Source organism: Williamsia limnetica (assembly GCF_003217475.1).
Taxonomy (GTDB): Bacteria; Actinomycetota; Actinomycetes; order Mycobacteriales; family Mycobacteriaceae; genus Williamsia; species Williamsia limnetica.
Window position 1 is genome coordinate 83866 of sequence record NZ_QJSP01000014.1, and the last position, 16219, is coordinate 100084.

15 protein-coding genes and 2 tRNA genes are annotated in these 16219 nt (G+C 64.0%); 12 read left to right on the plus strand and 5 right to left on the minus strand.

Going from position 1 to position 16219, the window contains the following annotated elements:
* The first annotated feature begins 62 nt into the window (after positions 1 to 62).
* Positions 63 to 314 carry an aa3-type cytochrome oxidase subunit CtaJ gene (gene ctaJ / locus DFR67_RS21990; protein WP_110471620.1) on the plus strand — a complete coding sequence of 84 codons (252 nt, stop codon included), beginning with the start codon at positions 63 to 65 and terminating at the stop codon, positions 312 to 314.
* Positions 301 to 774, plus strand: a complete 474-nt coding sequence (locus DFR67_RS21995) for a DUF5130 family protein (RefSeq protein ID WP_110471621.1) — start codon at positions 301 to 303, stop codon at positions 772 to 774. Before ctaJ ends, DFR67_RS21995 begins: the two co-directional genes overlap by 14 nt.
* 64 nt (positions 775 to 838) lie before the next feature.
* On the opposite strand, the gene pepN is transcribed toward DFR67_RS21995, so the two are convergent.
* Complete coding sequence (gene pepN / locus DFR67_RS22000; RefSeq protein WP_110471622.1) at positions 839 to 3406, minus strand: aminopeptidase N; 2568 nt, start codon at positions 3404 to 3406, stop codon at positions 839 to 841.
* 179 nt (positions 3407 to 3585) lie between these two features.
* On the opposite strand from pepN, the gene DFR67_RS22005 reads away from it, so the two are divergent.
* Positions 3586 to 4197 (plus strand): mycothiol-dependent nitroreductase Rv2466c family protein, encoded by a 612-nt coding sequence (locus DFR67_RS22005; protein ID WP_110471623.1) that lies wholly within the window; start codon positions 3586 to 3588, stop codon positions 4195 to 4197.
* On the opposite strand, the gene DFR67_RS22010 is transcribed toward DFR67_RS22005, so the two are convergent.
* Entirely contained in the window at positions 4185 to 5252 is a 1068-nt protein-coding gene (locus DFR67_RS22010) for a M48 family metallopeptidase (RefSeq protein ID WP_110471624.1), read from the minus strand. The genes DFR67_RS22005 and DFR67_RS22010 overlap by 13 nt on opposite strands.
* Before the next feature lie 76 nt (positions 5253 to 5328).
* Between DFR67_RS22010 and DFR67_RS22015 the strand changes: the two genes are divergently transcribed.
* From DFR67_RS22015 to sthA, 4 genes are all read left to right on the plus strand, one after another.
* Positions 5329 to 5802 carry a ribose-5-phosphate isomerase gene (locus tag DFR67_RS22015; protein WP_110471625.1) on the plus strand — a complete coding sequence of 158 codons (474 nt, stop codon included), beginning with the start codon at positions 5329 to 5331 and terminating at the stop codon, positions 5800 to 5802.
* A 45-nt stretch (positions 5803 to 5847) separates the two neighbouring features.
* Positions 5848 to 6645: an Fpg/Nei family DNA glycosylase gene (locus tag DFR67_RS22020; protein ID WP_110471626.1), complete on the plus strand. Its 798-nt coding sequence runs from the start codon at positions 5848 to 5850 to the stop codon at positions 6643 to 6645.
* A gap of 58 nt (positions 6646 to 6703) precedes the next feature.
* Complete coding sequence (locus DFR67_RS22025; RefSeq protein ID WP_110471627.1) at positions 6704 to 7561, plus strand: alpha/beta hydrolase family protein; 858 nt, start codon at positions 6704 to 6706, stop codon at positions 7559 to 7561.
* Positions 7562 to 7681: 120 nt separating this feature from the next.
* Positions 7682 to 9118 carry a Si-specific NAD(P)(+) transhydrogenase gene (gene sthA / locus DFR67_RS22030; RefSeq protein ID WP_110471705.1) on the plus strand — a complete coding sequence of 479 codons (1437 nt, stop codon included), beginning with the start codon at positions 7682 to 7684 and terminating at the stop codon, positions 9116 to 9118.
* Between the two features lie 74 nt (positions 9119 to 9192).
* Here sthA and DFR67_RS22035 read toward each other — a convergent pair whose 3' ends face one another.
* The 3 genes from DFR67_RS22035 to DFR67_RS22045 form a co-directional block, all read right to left on the minus strand.
* Entirely contained in the window at positions 9193 to 9888 is a 696-nt protein-coding gene (locus DFR67_RS22035; protein ID WP_110471628.1) for a L,D-transpeptidase, read from the minus strand.
* 166 nt (positions 9889 to 10054) lie between these two features.
* Complete coding sequence (locus tag DFR67_RS22040; RefSeq protein WP_110471629.1) at positions 10055 to 11299, minus strand: lipase family protein; 1245 nt, start codon at positions 11297 to 11299, stop codon at positions 10055 to 10057.
* Positions 11300 to 11498: 199 nt separating this feature from the next.
* Positions 11499 to 11572 (minus strand) — tRNA-Gly (locus DFR67_RS22045).
* Between the two features lie 199 nt (positions 11573 to 11771).
* On the opposite strand from DFR67_RS22045, the gene DFR67_RS22050 reads away from it, so the two are divergent.
* From DFR67_RS22050 to clpX, 5 genes are all read left to right on the plus strand, one after another.
* Positions 11772 to 11845 (plus strand) — tRNA-Pro (locus DFR67_RS22050).
* Between the two features lie 29 nt (positions 11846 to 11874).
* On the plus strand, positions 11875 to 13248 hold the full coding sequence (gene tig, locus DFR67_RS22055; RefSeq protein ID WP_158540009.1) for a trigger factor: 1374 nt from the start codon (positions 11875 to 11877) through the stop codon (positions 13246 to 13248).
* Between the two features lie 158 nt (positions 13249 to 13406).
* The gene (locus DFR67_RS22060) at positions 13407 to 14015 is read left to right on the plus strand and encodes an ATP-dependent Clp protease proteolytic subunit (protein ID WP_084838726.1); all 609 of its coding nucleotides are present in this window, start codon (positions 13407 to 13409) and stop codon (positions 14013 to 14015) included.
* A 73-nt stretch (positions 14016 to 14088) separates the two neighbouring features.
* Complete coding sequence (locus tag DFR67_RS22065; RefSeq protein WP_094647676.1) at positions 14089 to 14721, plus strand: ATP-dependent Clp protease proteolytic subunit; 633 nt, start codon at positions 14089 to 14091, stop codon at positions 14719 to 14721.
* A 209-nt stretch (positions 14722 to 14930) separates the two neighbouring features.
* Complete coding sequence (clpX, locus tag DFR67_RS22070; RefSeq protein ID WP_084891474.1) at positions 14931 to 16208, plus strand: ATP-dependent Clp protease ATP-binding subunit ClpX; 1278 nt, start codon at positions 14931 to 14933, stop codon at positions 16206 to 16208.
* The last annotated feature ends 11 nt before the right edge of the window (positions 16209 to 16219 follow it).

Here is a 16219-nt window from a genome sequence, read left to right on the forward strand (position 1 = left end):
AAGTCGAGCGGAGACGAAGCAAGCGGAGCTCGACCAACTGAGCAGTTTGAAGGGCGGATGCGATGGAAGGCCTGATAGTGGCGATCGGCATGCCGGTCATCATCATCACCATCATCTCGGTGGTCATGGTGATCGGGGCACTGGTCATCACCAGCGGGGTCAAGTACCCCAAGGTGCAGTTCTACAAGATCGACCAGAAGTGGGAGCACGGCCCACTGCTGCTCAGCGCCACAGAGGCGAACCCGGTGGCCCCCGGTTACCACGGGCACGGCCACGACGATCTGATCGGAGGCTCGGCAAGTGGCAAGTGGTGACCTGATCAAGTCCAACGTCGATCCGGATCTACTCCCGATGGGCGCGGTGATCACCCCGAGTGGGCGGGTTTCTGCCGCGCGCTTCCCGGGTGACGTTCCATCCACCCCACCGTTTCACACTGATGAGTTGGTCGCGCTGGATGAGGCACTCGCCGACGCGACCGACGAGACCGGCATCCGGTTCTCGGTCTTCATCGGTGATCTCGGCGCAGACGCCTTCGCCGGAGCCTCGGCGATCCTGCCGAGCGCACCTGAGCCCGAACACGCGGTGCTGATCGCGATCGCACCCAACACGAAAGATGTGGTCGTCGTCTCCGGGAAAGCGGTGGCTGCCCGCCTCAACGATCGGGTGGCGCAGCTCGGCGTCACCGCCGCGATCGCCGGTATCCGGTCCGGCGACCTCGTCGATGGCATCATCTCCGCGATCCGCGTCATGGCCGCGGCGGCGACCATCCGCTGATTCGCCGAACTCGACAAAGAGGCGGGGCGACCAATTCGGTCGCCCCGCCTCTTATTTCGTCCGGTCAGCTCTTGTCGAACTCGCGCGCACGCAGCGACCTGGCCACGGTGTCGCGGCCTTCGGAGATCAGCCGTCGCAGTGCGGAGGGGTGATCGCCCGCGAGGAGTTCGTCTGCGAGCGCCAGTCCCTGTTCGTCTGCTGCCCAATTCGGGTAGAGACCGACCACGACTGTCTGCGCCACCTCGCTGGAACGTCGAGCCCACACCTGAGGCACCGCCTCGAAGTACTTCGCGGTGTACGGCGCGAGGAGTTCGCCCTGCCCGGGACGTGAGAATCCGGCGATGATCGACCGGCCCAGCGTGTTGGACAGGGAGTCATCTTCCACCGCTCGCGACCAGGCATCTGCCTTTGCCTCGGCCAGCGGCCGGGCGGCCCTGGCCTTGGCTGCCTGACGGCTGCCCGCCGAGGTGTTGTCCCGCTCCAACTCGGCGTCGATCACCGGCGTGCCCGTGGGATCGGGATCGATGGCGCCTGCGGTGGCCAGAGCATTGATGATCGACCAGCGCAGGTCTGTATCGACAGTGAGGCCCGGCAGACCCTGGTCGGCGGGGTCACCGTCGAGCAACGCCGCGACCACCTCGGTCTGCTGCGGTCCCAGCACCCCGGACAGCAGCGAATTGACGAAGGCCAGCTGGTGATCGGAGCCGGCCTCGGCGGCTCGCGCCAACTCGAGGAGTCGGGTACTGAACTCAGGCCACCCGGTTGTAGTGGCCCACTGGGGGTCGGCATAGGCGTCGATCGCGGTCTGGGCCTGCAGGAGCACCCGTTGCACCACGCCGATCTCCGATTCCGATCCGATGCCGTGAGCCACCAGGGCCGCGAAATCGCGAGCCCGCATCTCGGCCTGCCGAGTCATCTCCCACGCAGCCGACCACGCCAGGGTCCTCGGCATCGATTCGCTGATGTCGCCGATACGGCTTGTCACCGTGGCCAGCGATTCGGGATCCAAACGCACGGAGCAATAGGTCAGATCATCGTCGTTGAGCAGGATGAGTTGCCCGCGATCGATGCCGATCAATTCGTCGACAGAGGTGCGATCTCCGGCGACGTCGAGTTCGACGCGTTTCGTGCGCACCAGCTTTCCGTCCACGTCGTCGTAGACGCCGACGGCGAGGCGGTGGGTGCGGGTTTCGCCGGCCCCTGGCGCCGCGCCGTCCTGGAGGATGTCGAACCGGGTGATCACACCTGAGTCGTCGAGATCGAAGTCCGGCCGGATGACGTTGATCCCGGTGGTCTTGAGCCACTGTGAGCCCCAGTCCGACAGATCCCGACCCGACGATTTCTCGAGCGCTCCGAGCAGGTCGCTGAAGGTGGCGTTACCGAACTTGTGTGTCTGGAAGTAGTCCCGCAAACCGGCCAGGAAGTGGTCGAGACCCACATAGGCGACGAGCTGCTTGAGCACGGATGCGCCCTTGGCGTAGGTGATCCCGTCGAAGTTCACCTCGACCGCAGCGATATCGGGGATGTCCGCGGCCACCGGATGTGTGGACGGCAGCTGGTCCTGGCGGTAGGCCCAGGACTTCTCGACGTTGGCGAACGTGGTCCAGGCATTCTTGTATTCGGTGGCCTCGGATTGACAGAGCACCGAAGCGAAGGTGGCAAAAGATTCGTTGAGCCACAAGTCGTCCCACCACCGCATCGTCACCAGGTCGCCGAACCACATGTGGGCCATCTCGTGGAGTACGGTCTCGGCGCGCCTCTCGTAGAGGTACTTCGTCACCTTGGACCGGAATACGTAGTCCTCCAGGAAGGTGACCGCACCGGCGTTCTCCATCGCGCCCGCGTTGAACTCTGGGACGAACAACTGGTCGTACTTGCCGAATGCGTACGGGATGCCGAAGTTCTTGTGGTAGAACTCAAAACCCTGTTTGGTCTCGGTGAACAGGCGGTCGGAGTCCATGAACTCGGCCAGAGACGATCGGCAGAAGATGCCGAGGTCGATGGTGCCGTGCTCATCGGTGTAGGCATCGGTCCACTGTGTGTACGGACCGGCGATGAGAGCGATCAGATACGTGCTGAGCAGGGGTGTCGTCGCGAATGTATGTGTGCCGGGGGACGTCTCGGTACCGGCGCCGTTGGAGATCACCTTCCAGTCGGCGGGCGCGGTGACGGTGATGTCGAACGTGGCCTTCATGTCGGGCTGGTCGAAGCACGCGAACATTCGCTTGGCGTCGGCAGTCTCGAATTGTGAATACAGGTAGACCGCATCGTCCGTCGGGTCGACGAAACGGTGCAGCCCCTCGCCGGTATGCGAGTACACACAATCGGCGACGACCTCCAGCGTGTTGTCGGCGGCCAGACCCGACAGGGCCAGCCCGTCCTCCTCGGAGTAGCCGGCGATGTCCAGCGGTGCACCGTTGAGTGTCGCGGTGTGCACCGTTTCGGCGATGAGGTCGACGAACGATGACGATCCCGCGGTGGCGCTGAAGGTGATTGTGACCGCCGACCGAAACGTCTTCTCGCCCGGTCGTCCCTCGCCATCGGTGAGATCCAGATCGATCGCGTAATTCGAGACCGAGATGTTCGCTGAGCGCTGGCCCGCGAGATCACGGGTCAAGTTTGGTGCCGCCACGTGGGTTGCCTCGCCTTCGCAGAGATTTGCATTGGGTGTGGACCACTACCGTATGGCCTTGGCCGTGGGTGGCGCGCGTGCATGGGTCCGGGAATGCTGGAGACCGGCGGTTGTTTGTCTTGGAGGATGGTCACATCGGTCGGCGCTGGCGTCGACCCTGAGCAAGGAGTGTTCTGCGCATGACTGACTCGATCGATCGCGTCGATTTCTGGTTCGATCCGCTCTGCCCGTGGTGCTGGATCACCTCTCGCTGGATTCTCGAGGTGGAGAAGGTCCGAACCATCGAGACGAACTTCCACATCATGAGCCTGGCCGTCCTGAATGAAGGCAAGGACATCCCGGAGGAGTACCGCGAGGGTCTCAAGCACGCGTGGCGTCCGGTTCGGGTGATCGCCAAAGCTCAGGCCGAACGGGGCGACGAGATCCTGTCGCCGCTGTACACGGCCTTTGGCACCCTGATCCACAACAACGGTGTCCAGGACTTCGACGAGGTCATCCCCGCCGCCCTGGCAGAACTCGGACTGCCTGCGGAATGGGCGAAAGCGGCCGACGAGACGACGTTCGATGATGCGATCCGCAAGAGTCACCACGCCGGGATGGACAAGGTCGGTGACGACGTGGGGACCCCGACGATCCACATCAATGACGTGGCCTTCTTCGGCCCTGTGCTCTCTCGGATACCGCGTGGTGAGGACGCGGGCCGCGTCTGGGACGGGTCGGTCGCTTTGGCGAGCTACCCGCACTTCTTCGAACTCAAGCGCAGCCGCAACGAGGGCCCTCAGTTCGACTGACCTCGCTCCGACGGGTCGTCGGTTCCGGCGTCCGTCTGCTTGCGCAGATCGACCGGCGGTGGTGGCTGCTGTTGCGCTGGTGATGGCTGCTGTTGCGCTGGTGATGGATAGCCCGGGGGGTAGCCGGCCATAGGTGTCGTACCCATCCCGATGGGTACGAGCCCCTGTACGTGCCCGCTGCCGATGCCACGCACGATGTGCTTGGGACGGAAGAACATCCGGCCTGCGGCCGATCGGTCACGAAGCGCGGCGGCGCGCCACGTGAGCACAGGGTGGCTCGCCTGCAGGTTGGTCACCCACGTGAAGAAACCCTTCTCGTGGGTGGCGCGATCGGCGAACTCGTCGAAACTGACCGAGGTGAGCATGTACTTGCCTGCGGCGAGGACGCCGATCGCGCCGGGCGATCCCGAGGGCTGGTGGTAGTAGCCGTGGTTGTCTGCCGTGTACTCCATCGAGCGGGACAGGGCTTGGCCGAGAACAGGGATGTTCATGCCGACGAACGAGCCGAGTTGACGCCAGTACGATACGTGGCCTGCCGCGATGTGACCGACCTCGTGCCCGATGATGAACCGCAGGGCCTCGGGACTGCGGGCCTGGCCGCCGATCTCGAACAGGTCCGAATACACCACGACGAATCGGCGGAAGCCGTGACCCGATGCGTAGGCGTTGATGGTGCCGTTTCCCAAGACCACGTAGGCGTCGGGAACGTGTTCGAGACCGAACCGTCTCGCGGCCTCGACCACCATCTGGTGCCCTTCGGGGAACTGCGTGGGGCTCATCCTCACGCCGTTCACCCGCGGCATCGCATAGGTCAGACCGCGGATGAGGTAGATCAGCAACGGAGCGACCAGGAGCAGGATGAACCAGGTGTTGAGATAGCCCAGCGACACCATCACCACGCCCAGGAGATATCCGCCGACGCCCACCACGATCACCAACACCAGCATCGGGATCTCCCACGGATGACGCCGAGGCTGTCCCGCGTATGGCGCGGGTGAGAGCCAGTTGGTGACCGGTTGGCCGAACGCCGGAGGGTGCTGTGGATTCACGTGCATCAATCTAGTGCTGCGGAGCGGTCCCCGGTGATGGGCGGCTTTTCCTGAGCCCGTTGCCTCTGACAGACTGGGCGGCATGCGCGTGTATTTGGGTGGAGACCATGCCGGATTCGAGCTGAAGGGGCAGATCGCCGAACATCTGACCTCCGCGGGACACGAGGTGATCGATTGCGGGGCGCATGAATACGACGCCCTCGACGACTACCCGGCGTTCTGCGTCGAGGCCGCGCGGCGGACCGTCGCGGATGAGGGAAGTCTCGGCATCGTGCTCGGCGGTAGTGGCAACGGTGAGCAGATCGCAGCGAACAAGGTCCCGGGTGCCCGCTGCGCCCTTGCCTGGAGCGTGGAGACCGCGCAACTCGCGCGCCAGCACAACAACGCCCAGCTCATCGGTATCGGCGGACGCATGCACAGCAAGGACGAAGCACTGGCCATCGTCGATGCGTTCGTGTCGACCGCGTGGTCGGAAGAGGCGCGCCACCAACGTCGGATCGACATCTTGTCCGAATTCGAGCGCACCGGGACGCCGCCGGCTCTGCCCGGTAACTGACCTCCCGGCGACCGATCGCTCGGCGACCGACCTCCCGACGACACCGTGCCCGAAGGACATACGCTCCACCGGCTGGCCCGTCTTCACCAGCGTCGCCTCGCCGGCCACGAAGTGTCGGTGTCGAGTCCGCAGGGTCGATTCGCCGCCGCTGCCGACCGTCTCGACGGTCAGCAGTTCGCAGGTGCCGAGGCGTGGGGTAAGCACCTGATCCATCGCTACCGCAGTGGCGACATGGTGCATGTGCACCTCGGTCTGTACGGGTCGTTCTCCGATGGCAAGGCCCCGCTACCCGCGCCGGTGGGCCAGGTGCGGATGCGCATCGAATCCGACGACTACGGCACCGATCTGCGGGGGCCGACGGCCTGTGAGCTCTACACGCCGGAAGACCTGGCTGCACTGACCTCCAGGCTGGGCCCGGACCCGTTGCGCAAAGACGCCGAACCTGATGTCGCCTGGGGGGCGATCAGCAAGTCACGCAAGGCAATCGGCGCGCTGGTGATGGATCAGAAGGTGTTGGCCGGCGTCGGGAATGTCTATCGGGCCGAAGTGTTGTTTCGCGCCAACATCAATCCGTACCGTCCGGGAGCCAGTATCGACCGCGGCGAGTGGGACGGCGTGTGGGCCGATCTGGTGGATCTGATGGCGGTGGGGGTCCGGCGGGGAAAGATCCACGTCATACGCGCCGCGGACGATCACGGCGCTCCTGCCTACGGTCCGGGACGCCCACGAACGTATGTGTATCGGCGCGCCGGCGAGCCGTGCCGCATCTGCGGGACGACTGTGCTCATGGCCGAGATGGTGGCCCGCAAGGTCTATTGGTGCCCGACCTGCCAGCCTGATTGACCGTCGGACCTAAGGATGACCTCAGGCCGACCTCAGGTTGTGCGGCGAGAATGGTGTGATGGCCACGGTGACAGTTCTGACGGTCGGGGGAACAGGCGAGTCGTATCCAGGTGATGCGCGGCCCGAGGTGTCCGGCCTGCTGGCCGACGTCACCGGGCGGCTCGACGATCGATTCCACAGTCGTTGGGTCGGTTATCCGGCCAGCTACGGCCCCGTCCCGGTTGCCGGTGGGATGAGCTACCGCGAGAGTGTGCGGGTGGGGGCTGACGGCCTCGGCACCATGCTCGACCTCACCGAGGGGCCGGTGATGCTCATCGGATACTCCCAGGGTTGCGCGGTCATTCGTGAGTTGCTGGCCGGCGCCGACCCCTACCCGGCGGTGGTGGCAGTCGGCTTGGTCGCGGACCCGCATCAACCTCTGGGTGTCGTCGCCGGCTGCGAGGGGTCGGGCCTGGCAGGGGAGGGCAAGGCGCTTCCGAGCGGTCTGCCGACCATGTGGATCGCCCATCCTGACGACGTGATCTGCAACGCCAGCGACGACTCGTTGCTGCGAGACGTCGCCGACATCACCGCAGCGATGTCGATTCGCAACCTGACGCTCTGGCTACGCAGTGTGTGGCTGGTGTTGATCAGCAACGGCTTTCAGAACGCCGCACGCACCTCTGTCCGGCCCCGGCAGTGGCGTAGGGATCTGCGTCGCCTGCGTGTGGTGGTGTACGAGATCGCGGGTTACCTGCCCACTCGCCTGATGCTCGGAGGCCTGAAGGTGGTGAACCGACGAGGGGGTCGGCACACCGCGTATGCGGCCGAGCCGATGGTCGGCAGTGACCTGACCGGCTGCCAGACGCTGGCCCAGTGGCTGCAGGTGCAGGCGACGTTCATGGCCGGGCAGACCGCGGATCGGGACGCCGCCTGACCGAGCGTCCGGCACGAGGTTCTCATCGGCGCCGGTAACAATTCACCCGTCCGAAATGTGCGGCGGGCCCTGGTGGGCGACACTGATCCGCAGATGGATCAACCCCTGGGAGAAATAATCGTGGATCATTACGATCTTGTTGTCATCGGTTCGGGTCCTGCCGGCCAGAAGGCAGCGATCGCAGCCGCCAAGCTCGGTAAGAAGGCCGCCGTCATCGAGCGACGAGACATGGTCGGTGGCGTGTGCATCAACACCGGTACCATCCCGTCGAAGACCATGCGCGAGGCGGTGCTCTACCTCACGGGTCTCAACCAGCGTGAACTCTATGGCCAGTCGTACCGGCTCAAAACCGACATCACTGTCGGCGATCTCTCGGCACGCACCTCGCACGTCGTGGGCAAAGAGATCGACGTCATCCAAAACCAGCTGTCGCGTAACAGGGTTGCCCTGCTCATCGGCAATGCAAGGTTCATCGGTCCGCACGAGATCGAGGTCGAATCGACGGGAGGCGACCACAAGAACATCACCTTCGACCACGCGGTGATCGCGGTGGGCACCAAGCCCGCCCGCCCGGCGAGTGTCGAGTTCGACGGCGCGACGATCGTCGACTCCGATCAGATCCTCGGGATGAACAGGGTGCCGCAGTCGATGGTGGTGGTGGGCGCGGGGGTCATCGGAATCGAATATGCATCGATGTTCGCCGCGCTGGGGACCAAGGTGACGGTCGTCGAGCGGCGCACCAGCATGCTGGACTTCGTGGACCGCGAGATCGTGGAGGCCTTGCAGTACCAGCTCCGCGATCGCGGAGTGACCTTCCGATTCGGGGAGTCGGTCAAGATGGTCGAGAAACACACCTCTGGAACGGTCACGATCCTCGAATCAGGGAAGAAGATCCCGTCCGACACGGTGCTGTACTCGGCAGGCCGCCAAGGGGTCACCGAGGAACTGGGGGTCGCCGCCGCAGGCCTCGCAGGCGACAATCGCGGACGCCTCGAGGTGGACGACCGTTTCCGCACCGCTGTGCCGCACATCTACGCCGTCGGCGACGTCATCGGATTCCCGGCCCTGGCGTCGACCGCGATGGAGCAAGGACGACGAGCGGCGTACGACGCCTTCGGTGAACCGGTAGGCGAAACAGACTCGTCGAAGCACCCGATCGGTATCTACTCGATCCCGGAGATCAGTTTCGTCGGCAAGACAGAGGATGAGCTGACCGCAGCCAACGTGCCGTTCGAGGTCGGGGTCGCCAGGTATCGAGAGCTGGCCAGGGGCACCATCATGGGCGACGCGTACGGGATGCTCAAGCTGCTGGTCGATGCCCACGACCGCAGCATCCTGGGCGTGCACGTATTCGGTTCGAACGCCGCCGAACTGGTCCACATCGGGCAGACGGTGATGGGATGTGGTGGGACCATCGACTATCTCGTCGACGCGGTGTTCAACTACCCGACGCTGGCCGAGGGATACAAGGTCGCGGCCCTCGATGCTGTCAACAAGATGCGCGCGATCGCGCGGGTCACCGGCGCCGGTAACGGACACGAGCTCGGGGCTGAGTAGGACCCGTCCGACGACAAAAGAACGGCGCCGAGAAAATCCTCGGCGCCGTTCCTTTTGTTGTGCTCGGGTTGAATCTAGCTTCCCGGGACGTACTGTCCACCGATGGTGCCCTGCACCACGATCGGGGTGCCCTCGGGGAAGTTCTCGTACACGAACTGTGCGTTCTCCGGGCTCAGGTTGATGCAGCCGTGGCTCACGTTGGTGTTGCCCTGTTGCTCGACGGACCACGGTGCACCGTGGATGAAGATGCCGTCCCATGACATGCGGATGGCCCACTCGACGTAGGTCCGGTAGCCGTTGGGGGAGTCGACCGGGACGCCGTACGTGGACGAATCCATGTACATGTCGCGGTACTTCTCCTTGGTGTAGTACGTGCCGTTAGGCGTCGGGTTGTCGTTCGAACCCATCGAGATGGGCGCCTTGCGGACGACCTTGCCGTCTTGCCAGATGGTCAGCTCGTGGGTGGCGTCGTCAGCGAGGGCCACCCAGCCGGTCGTGGTTGCGACCGGAGGAGCGGGTTCGACCGGCTTCGGCGGCTCGGGAGCCGGCTGCGGGGTGGTCGGTTCCGCGGGCGGAGCCGGGGTCGGGGTGAACACTCCGGGGATGGTCGGCAGTGGAACGCCGGGCAGTCCGGGAATGGTCGGCACGGGCTGAGCGGACGCGGTGGCCGGGATGGCGAGCGTCACGACGATCACGCCGAGGACGGCGGCCACAAGGCGGGTGACGGTACTCCCGAAGGTGCTACCGCGGACGAGCTTGTTGGTCGACACTATGTTGAACCCTTACGTTGGCGACGTTCTTCCGTACGCTCCCCGAAAGCGCAGATTCAATAGTTGCATGAGCGACCCCTGGCGCCAAACGGAAAAGGCGCATTTGTTACTGGTGTTGCAGTTGTGACTACTGGGTTTTGACAATCGGTCAGATGTGACGAGCGCCTCAGCAAGTCGACGGCGCAGGCACGCCGGCGAAGCGGTCGTTCATCCACGCCAGGGCGCCCGGTAACCCCACCACCGCCGACGACAGATGATCCGGAGAGAACGCCGGGACGGACACGAGTTCGACACCCGCGTCGCAGTAACGCCGGTTGGTGATGTCGATCGAATCGACCGGGATCAGATTGTCGATCGGGCTGTGCCACTCGAAGATCGCCGTGTCCGGAATGCCCGGATAGAACTCGAGGCTGTTCGCCCGGACCACCTTCCGTGCCGCCGGGTCGTCGAAGATCCCGACATCGGGGGTCATCTCGTCCGCGCGGTGCCCGAGACCTGCGAGCAGGATCTCGTTGGTGCAGGCGTTCTGTAGTTCGGTGAACAAACTCTTTCCGGTGGGTGTCAGGTTGTCCCACATAGGTATCTCTGCCGGATACTCGCGGGACAGTCCCATGGCGGCTGCGAAAGCGAGGCCGAACGCCGGATGAGCGCTGTTGATACCGAGACCTTCGCCCATCTTGATGAGGTTCATCGGTGCACCGCCGTACGCGCTACCGGCGATCGACAGCTCAGGCGCGTAGGTCGGCGCCAGCGCGGTGGCCCAGGCGGTGGCCATTCCGCCACCTGAGTACCCGATCAGGCCCACCTTGCTCTTCGCGACCTTTGCCGCGGGGAAGTTCTGCACCGCCTTGATCCCGTCGAGCGAGATCCGTCCGCCGAGGGTCGCGGCACCGTACGAGCTGCGGGGCCCGAGATGGTCGGGGATCGCGAGCACCCAGCCCTGCTGGAGCAGTCCGTTCAGCATCGGACGCTGGCTTGCGGTCAGGCTGCCCGATCGGATGTCGACATTGGTTGTCGAAGCGTAAAGCTGTTGCGATGGCGCGCAATCGAGCCCCATCGCGTTCACGATGTCCTGCACGCTCAGCAACGGGCCGTTGGGACGTCGGTTGTTCGGTAGCAGGACCGTTGTCACCGCGGCGATCGGGCGCTCGTACATGTCGGTGCTACGGAACTGGAGTTGGTAGGTCTGCACATCGAACAGCGACGGCGGCGCAGGCATCGCGCGGACGGCGATGATCTCGCCGTTCTCGAACCCGGTCAGGTCGTCAGGCGTGTCGTAGAACGTGTCCGCCAACGGGGTCGGGAGCGCGACGTCGTTCGCCGATGCGGGAGCGGACACCAGGCCCAGCGCCAGCACCGCGACGGAGGCGGCAAGCATGAACTTCGGCAGCATCGACTTGGCGGGCAGCATGGGTCTCCGGGGGGATCGAACCAACAGATCTCGCCGGCCGCGGGCGTCGACGTGAGGTGAAATGAAACATGTTCCTGCCCGCGGTGTCAACAACTCGAGTTATGTCACTGCCACACCAAGGACCGTGGGCGGGCGCCGAGCGCCTTATGGAAACGACGAAAGCCCCGGCGAGCAAGGCTCTGACCAGGGCTTTCGAAGGTGGAGCGGGTGACGGGAATCGAACCCGCGTAGCTAGTTTGGAAGACTAGGGCTCTACCATTGAGCTACACCCGCATGCATACGGCATCACTGGGATCGCCATTGCTGCCGCTGCGAAAGTGACTGTACCGCCTCGTGCCGGTCGATCAGAAATCGGCTGGAAACACGGCGTTTCGGACCCCTCGACCTCACCGGTTTAGGCGCGGGGCGAGCTGGCACGTAGTATTTGCGTTCGGTTCTGCAGGCGCCGCCAGACGCGGCAGAACGACCTACACGGGATGTGGCGCAGCTTGGTAGCGCATCCGCTTTGGGAGCGGAGGGTCGCAGGTTCGAATCCTGTCATCCCGACTCACGAGAACAGCAATAAAGGGAGTCAAGTGAAGAGCACCGTCGAGCAGATCAGCCCGACGCGGGTCAAACTCAACGTCGAGGTTCCGTTCGAGGAACTGGAGCCGGAATTCGCCCGCACCTACAAGACGCTGGCCCGCGACATCCGGATCCCCGGGTTCCGGCCCGGTAAGGCACCGGCCAAGCTCATCGAGGCCCGTGTCGGCCGCGACGCAGTGCTGGCGCAGGTCGTGAACGAAGCGCTTCCCGCGAAGTACAGCGAAGCCGTCGACGAGACCGACATCAAGGCGATCGGCCAGCCCGAGATCGACCTCGCCGAGCTCGAGTACGGCAAGAGCATCACCTTCACCGCCGAGGTCGACGTCCGTCCCGACATCGAGCTGCCGGATTATTCGACCCTCGAGATCGAGGTCGAGCCGGTGGCTGTCGCCGATGAGGCCGTCGACGAGCAACTGCAGGCGCTGCGCGCACGGTTCGGAACCCTCACCGGTGTCGATCGTCCCGTGGCCGATGGCGACTTCGTCTCCATCGACCTCTCGGCGACCATCGACGGCAAAGAGGTCGAGGAAGCCGCCACCAGCGGGCTGTCCCATGAGGTCGGTTCCGGAGAACTCATCGACGGACTGGACGAGGCCCTGATCGGGCTGAAGTCCGGCGAGGAAAAGACCTTCACCAGCACTCTGGTCGCCGGCGATCACAGCGGTGACCAGGCCGAGGTGACCGTCAAGGTCCTCTCCGTCAAGGAGCGCGAACTGCCCGAGGTCGACGACGAGTTCGCACAGCTGGCCAGCGAGTTCGACACCGTCGACGAGTTGAAGGCCGATCTGAGCGAGCGGGTCGCCCGATCGAAGCGGATGGAGCAGGCCAACGCGATCAGCGAAGGCCTCGTTGCCAAGCTGCTCGAGACGGTTGAGGTGGCGCTGCCCGAGGCGATCGTGACCGCGGAGGTCGACAGCCAGATCCACCAGGTCGTCCACAGCCTCGGCCATGACGATGCTGCGTTCGAGAGCCTGCTGGAGGCTCAGGGCACGACGCGCGAGAAGTTCGAGGCCGATGCCCGCGAGGTCGCCGAGAAGTCCGTGCGGACCCAGCTGCTGCTCGACGCGATCGCGGATCAGCAAGAGACCGAGGTCGGCCAGGATGAGCTCATGCAGCAGATCATGTTCCAGGCCCAGCGGTACGGCATGCAGCCGGCAGAGTTCGCTCAGCAGCTGCAGCAGGCCAACCAAGTCGGCGCCGTGTACGCAGAGGTACGGCGCAGCAAGGCGCTGTCTCAGATCGTCCCCGATGTGACGGTCAAGGACACCGCGGGCGAAACCGTCGACACGACGGAGTTCTACCCCCGCCCGGATGCTGCCGAAGACGCAAGCGATGCCGACGAGTCGGCGGACGACAAGTCCTAACAGCCAAAACGCCAGCACAATTTCTGCTGTCAGCGAATAGGGGCGACGCCGAGCCATCGGCGTCGCCCCTATTCGTTAGTGTCGGAGATAGCAATCAAACTGTGAGTCCGTTGAACGAAAACCCCGGATCGATTTCCGGGACGTCGAAGGTAGGTACCGTGACTGAGCCGAAGATCCACACCCCCGCGCTCTCCGGAGCAACCGCGAGTTCGGGTGTGGCCGGACTGAATCTGACCGACTCGGTCTTCGAGCGTTTGCTCCGTGAGCGAATCATTTTCCTGGGCACCCAGGTGGACGACGAGATCGCCAACCGGCTGTGCGCCCAGATTCTGTTGCTCTCCGCCGAGGATCCGACCAAGGACATCAACCTCTACATCAACTCGCCCGGCGGTTCGGTGACCGCGGGTATGGCGATTTTCGACACGATGCAGCTCGCGCCGTGCGACGTCGCCACGTATGCGATGGGCATGGCGGCCTCGATGGGTCAGTTCCTGCTCGCCGCAGGCACCAAGGGCAAGCGCCACGCGCTCCCGCACGCGCGCATCATGATGCACCAGCCGTCGGCGGGCATCGGTGGCACCGCGGCCGACATCGCCATCCAGGCCGAGCAGTTCGCTCAGACGAAGAAAGAGATGAACAGGCTCAACGCCGAGTTCTCCGGTCAGACCCTCGAGCAGATCGAATTGGACGCCGACCGCGACAAGTGGTTCACCGCCGAGCAGGCCAAGGACTACGGGCTCGTCGACCACGTGATCACGCGCGCCTGACTGCCACTTCGGTCGAGCTCCGCTCCACTTCGTCTCTGGCTACTAGCACCCTCATCGGAAAGTAATGGGAACCATGAACAATCTTTCTCCGCAAGCGCGGTACATCCTGCCGTCGTTCATCGAGCACACACCCAACGGTGCGCGCGAATACAACCCCTACGCAAAGCTCTTCGAAGAGCGAATTGTCTTCCTGGGCACACCGATCGACGAAACCGTCGCGAACGACATCATGGCGCAGCTGTTGGTGCTCGAGTCGCAGGATCCCGACCGCGACATCATCATGTACGTCAACTCGCCCGGCGGCAGTGTGCCGGCGATGCTCGCCATCTACGACACGATGCAGTACGTGCACTGCGACATCGCCACGGTCTGCCTCGGTGAGGCGGCCTCCGCGGCAGCGATCGTGCTGGCCGGTGGAACCCCGGGTAAGCGGGCGGCCCTGCCGAACGCGACCATCCTCATCCATCAGCCGCGCACCGGTGGTGCCTACCAGGGGCAGGTCTCCGACCTCGAGATCCAGGCCGCGGAGATCGAACGCATCCGCCGCAAACTCGACGACATCCTGGCCGGCCACACCGGACAGCCGGCCGACAAGATCCGCAAGGACACCGACCGCGACAACATCTTGACGGCCGAGCAGGCCAAGGAATACGGCATCATCGACGAGGTCTTCGAGTACCGCAAGAAGTCCGGACGCAAGAAGTAGATCGACGGGTTGCCCTTTGCCCGTGTGCGCAAAGGGCGGCCCGCGGGTCGTGGGCTTTCAAAGTGGCCCGCGACATTTGGCTTTATCGGTCGAAGTTCGGGTCACCTACGGGTACGGTCGTGATTACCGAACTCCGGGTGAGCTGGGCGGACCGCGCGAATTCTTGAGTTTTCTGGGCAGCAGGGTAAGGGAAGTAGGTACAGCGACAGATGGCACGTATCGGAGATGGTGGCGATCTGCTGAAGTGTTCTTTCTGCGGAAAGAGTCAGAAGCAGGTGAAGAAGCTGATCGCTGGTCCCGGTGTGTACATCTGCGATGAATGCATCGACCTGTGCAACGAGATCATCGAGGAGGAACTCGCCGAGACCAGCGATGTGAAACTCGATGAGCTCCCCAAGCCCATGGAGATCCGGGATTTCCTCGAGAATTACGTGATCGGGCAGGACACCGCCAAGCGGACGTTGGCCGTCGCGGTCTACAACCACTACAAGCGGATCCAGGCGGGCGATCGCAAGGATTCCCGAGGGGTGGAACCGGTCGAACTGGCGAAGTCGAACATCCTGATGCTCGGCCCGACGGGTTGCGGCAAGACCTACCTCGCGCAGACCCTCGCAAAAATGCTCAACGTTCCGTTCGCCATCGCCGATGCGACGGCGCTGACGGAAGCCGGATATGTCGGTGAGGACGTCGAGAACATCCTGCTGAAGCTCATCCAGGCCGCGGACTACGACGTCAAGCGCGCCGAAACCGGCATCATCTACATCGACGAGGTCGACAAGATCGCCCGCAAGAGCGAGAACCCGTCGATCACGCGCGATGTCTCCGGTGAAGGTGTTCAGCAGGCTCTGCTCAAGATCCTGGAAGGTACGCAGGCGTCTGTGCCGCCGCAGGGTGGACGCAAGCATCCGCACCAGGAGTTCATCCAAATCGACACCACCAACGTGCTGTTCATCGTCGCCGGTGCCTTCGCCGGCCTCGACAAGATCGTGTCTGACCGAATCGGCAAGCGCGGCATCGGCTTCGGGACCGAAGTGGCCAAGAACGATGACGACAGTGCGGATCACTTCGCGGAGGTCATGCCCGAGGATCTGATCAAGTTCGGTCTGATTCCCGAGTTCATCGGCCGCCTGCCTGTCATCGCGTCGGTGACGAACCTCGACAAAGAATCTCTTGTCAACATCCTGTCGCAGCCGAAGAACGCGTTGGTCAAGCAGTACGCGCGGCTTTTCGACATGGACGGTGTGGAGCTCGAGTTCACCGAAGATGCGCTCGAGGCCATCGCCGATCAGGCCATCCATCGGGGTACCGGTGCACGTGGTCTGCGCGCGATCATGGAAGAGGTCCTGCTGCCGGTGATGTACGACATCCCGAGTCGCGACGACGTTGCGAAGGTCGTGGTCACCGGAGAGACGGTGCGCGACAACGTTCTTCCGACCATCGTGCCGCGCAAGCCGCGTCGTGACGAACGGCGCGACAAGAGCGCCTGATCTGATTTTCG

What these genes read in the sequence shown, in the direction of transcription:
- DFR67_RS22065 (WP_094647676.1), top strand. Translation starts at nt 14,089, where the DNA reads ATGAACAATCTTTCTCCGCAAGCGCGGTACATCCTGCCGTCGTTCATC.
- DFR67_RS22010 (WP_110471624.1), bottom strand. Translation starts at nt 5,252, where the DNA reads ATGCACGTGAATCCACAGCACCCTCCGGCGTTCGGCCAACCGGTCACC.
- ctaJ (WP_110471620.1), top strand. Translation starts at nt 63, where the DNA reads ATGGAAGGCCTGATAGTGGCGATCGGCATGCCGGTCATCATCATCACC.
- clpX (WP_084891474.1), top strand. Translation starts at nt 14,931, where the DNA reads ATGGCACGTATCGGAGATGGTGGCGATCTGCTGAAGTGTTCTTTCTGC.
- DFR67_RS22040 (WP_110471629.1), bottom strand. Translation starts at nt 11,299, where the DNA reads ATGCTGCCCGCCAAGTCGATGCTGCCGAAGTTCATGCTTGCCGCCTCC.
- DFR67_RS22005 (WP_110471623.1), top strand. Translation starts at nt 3,586, where the DNA reads ATGACTGACTCGATCGATCGCGTCGATTTCTGGTTCGATCCGCTCTGC.
- DFR67_RS22015 (WP_110471625.1), top strand. Translation starts at nt 5,329, where the DNA reads ATGCGCGTGTATTTGGGTGGAGACCATGCCGGATTCGAGCTGAAGGGG.
- DFR67_RS22025 (WP_110471627.1), top strand. Translation starts at nt 6,704, where the DNA reads ATGGCCACGGTGACAGTTCTGACGGTCGGGGGAACAGGCGAGTCGTAT.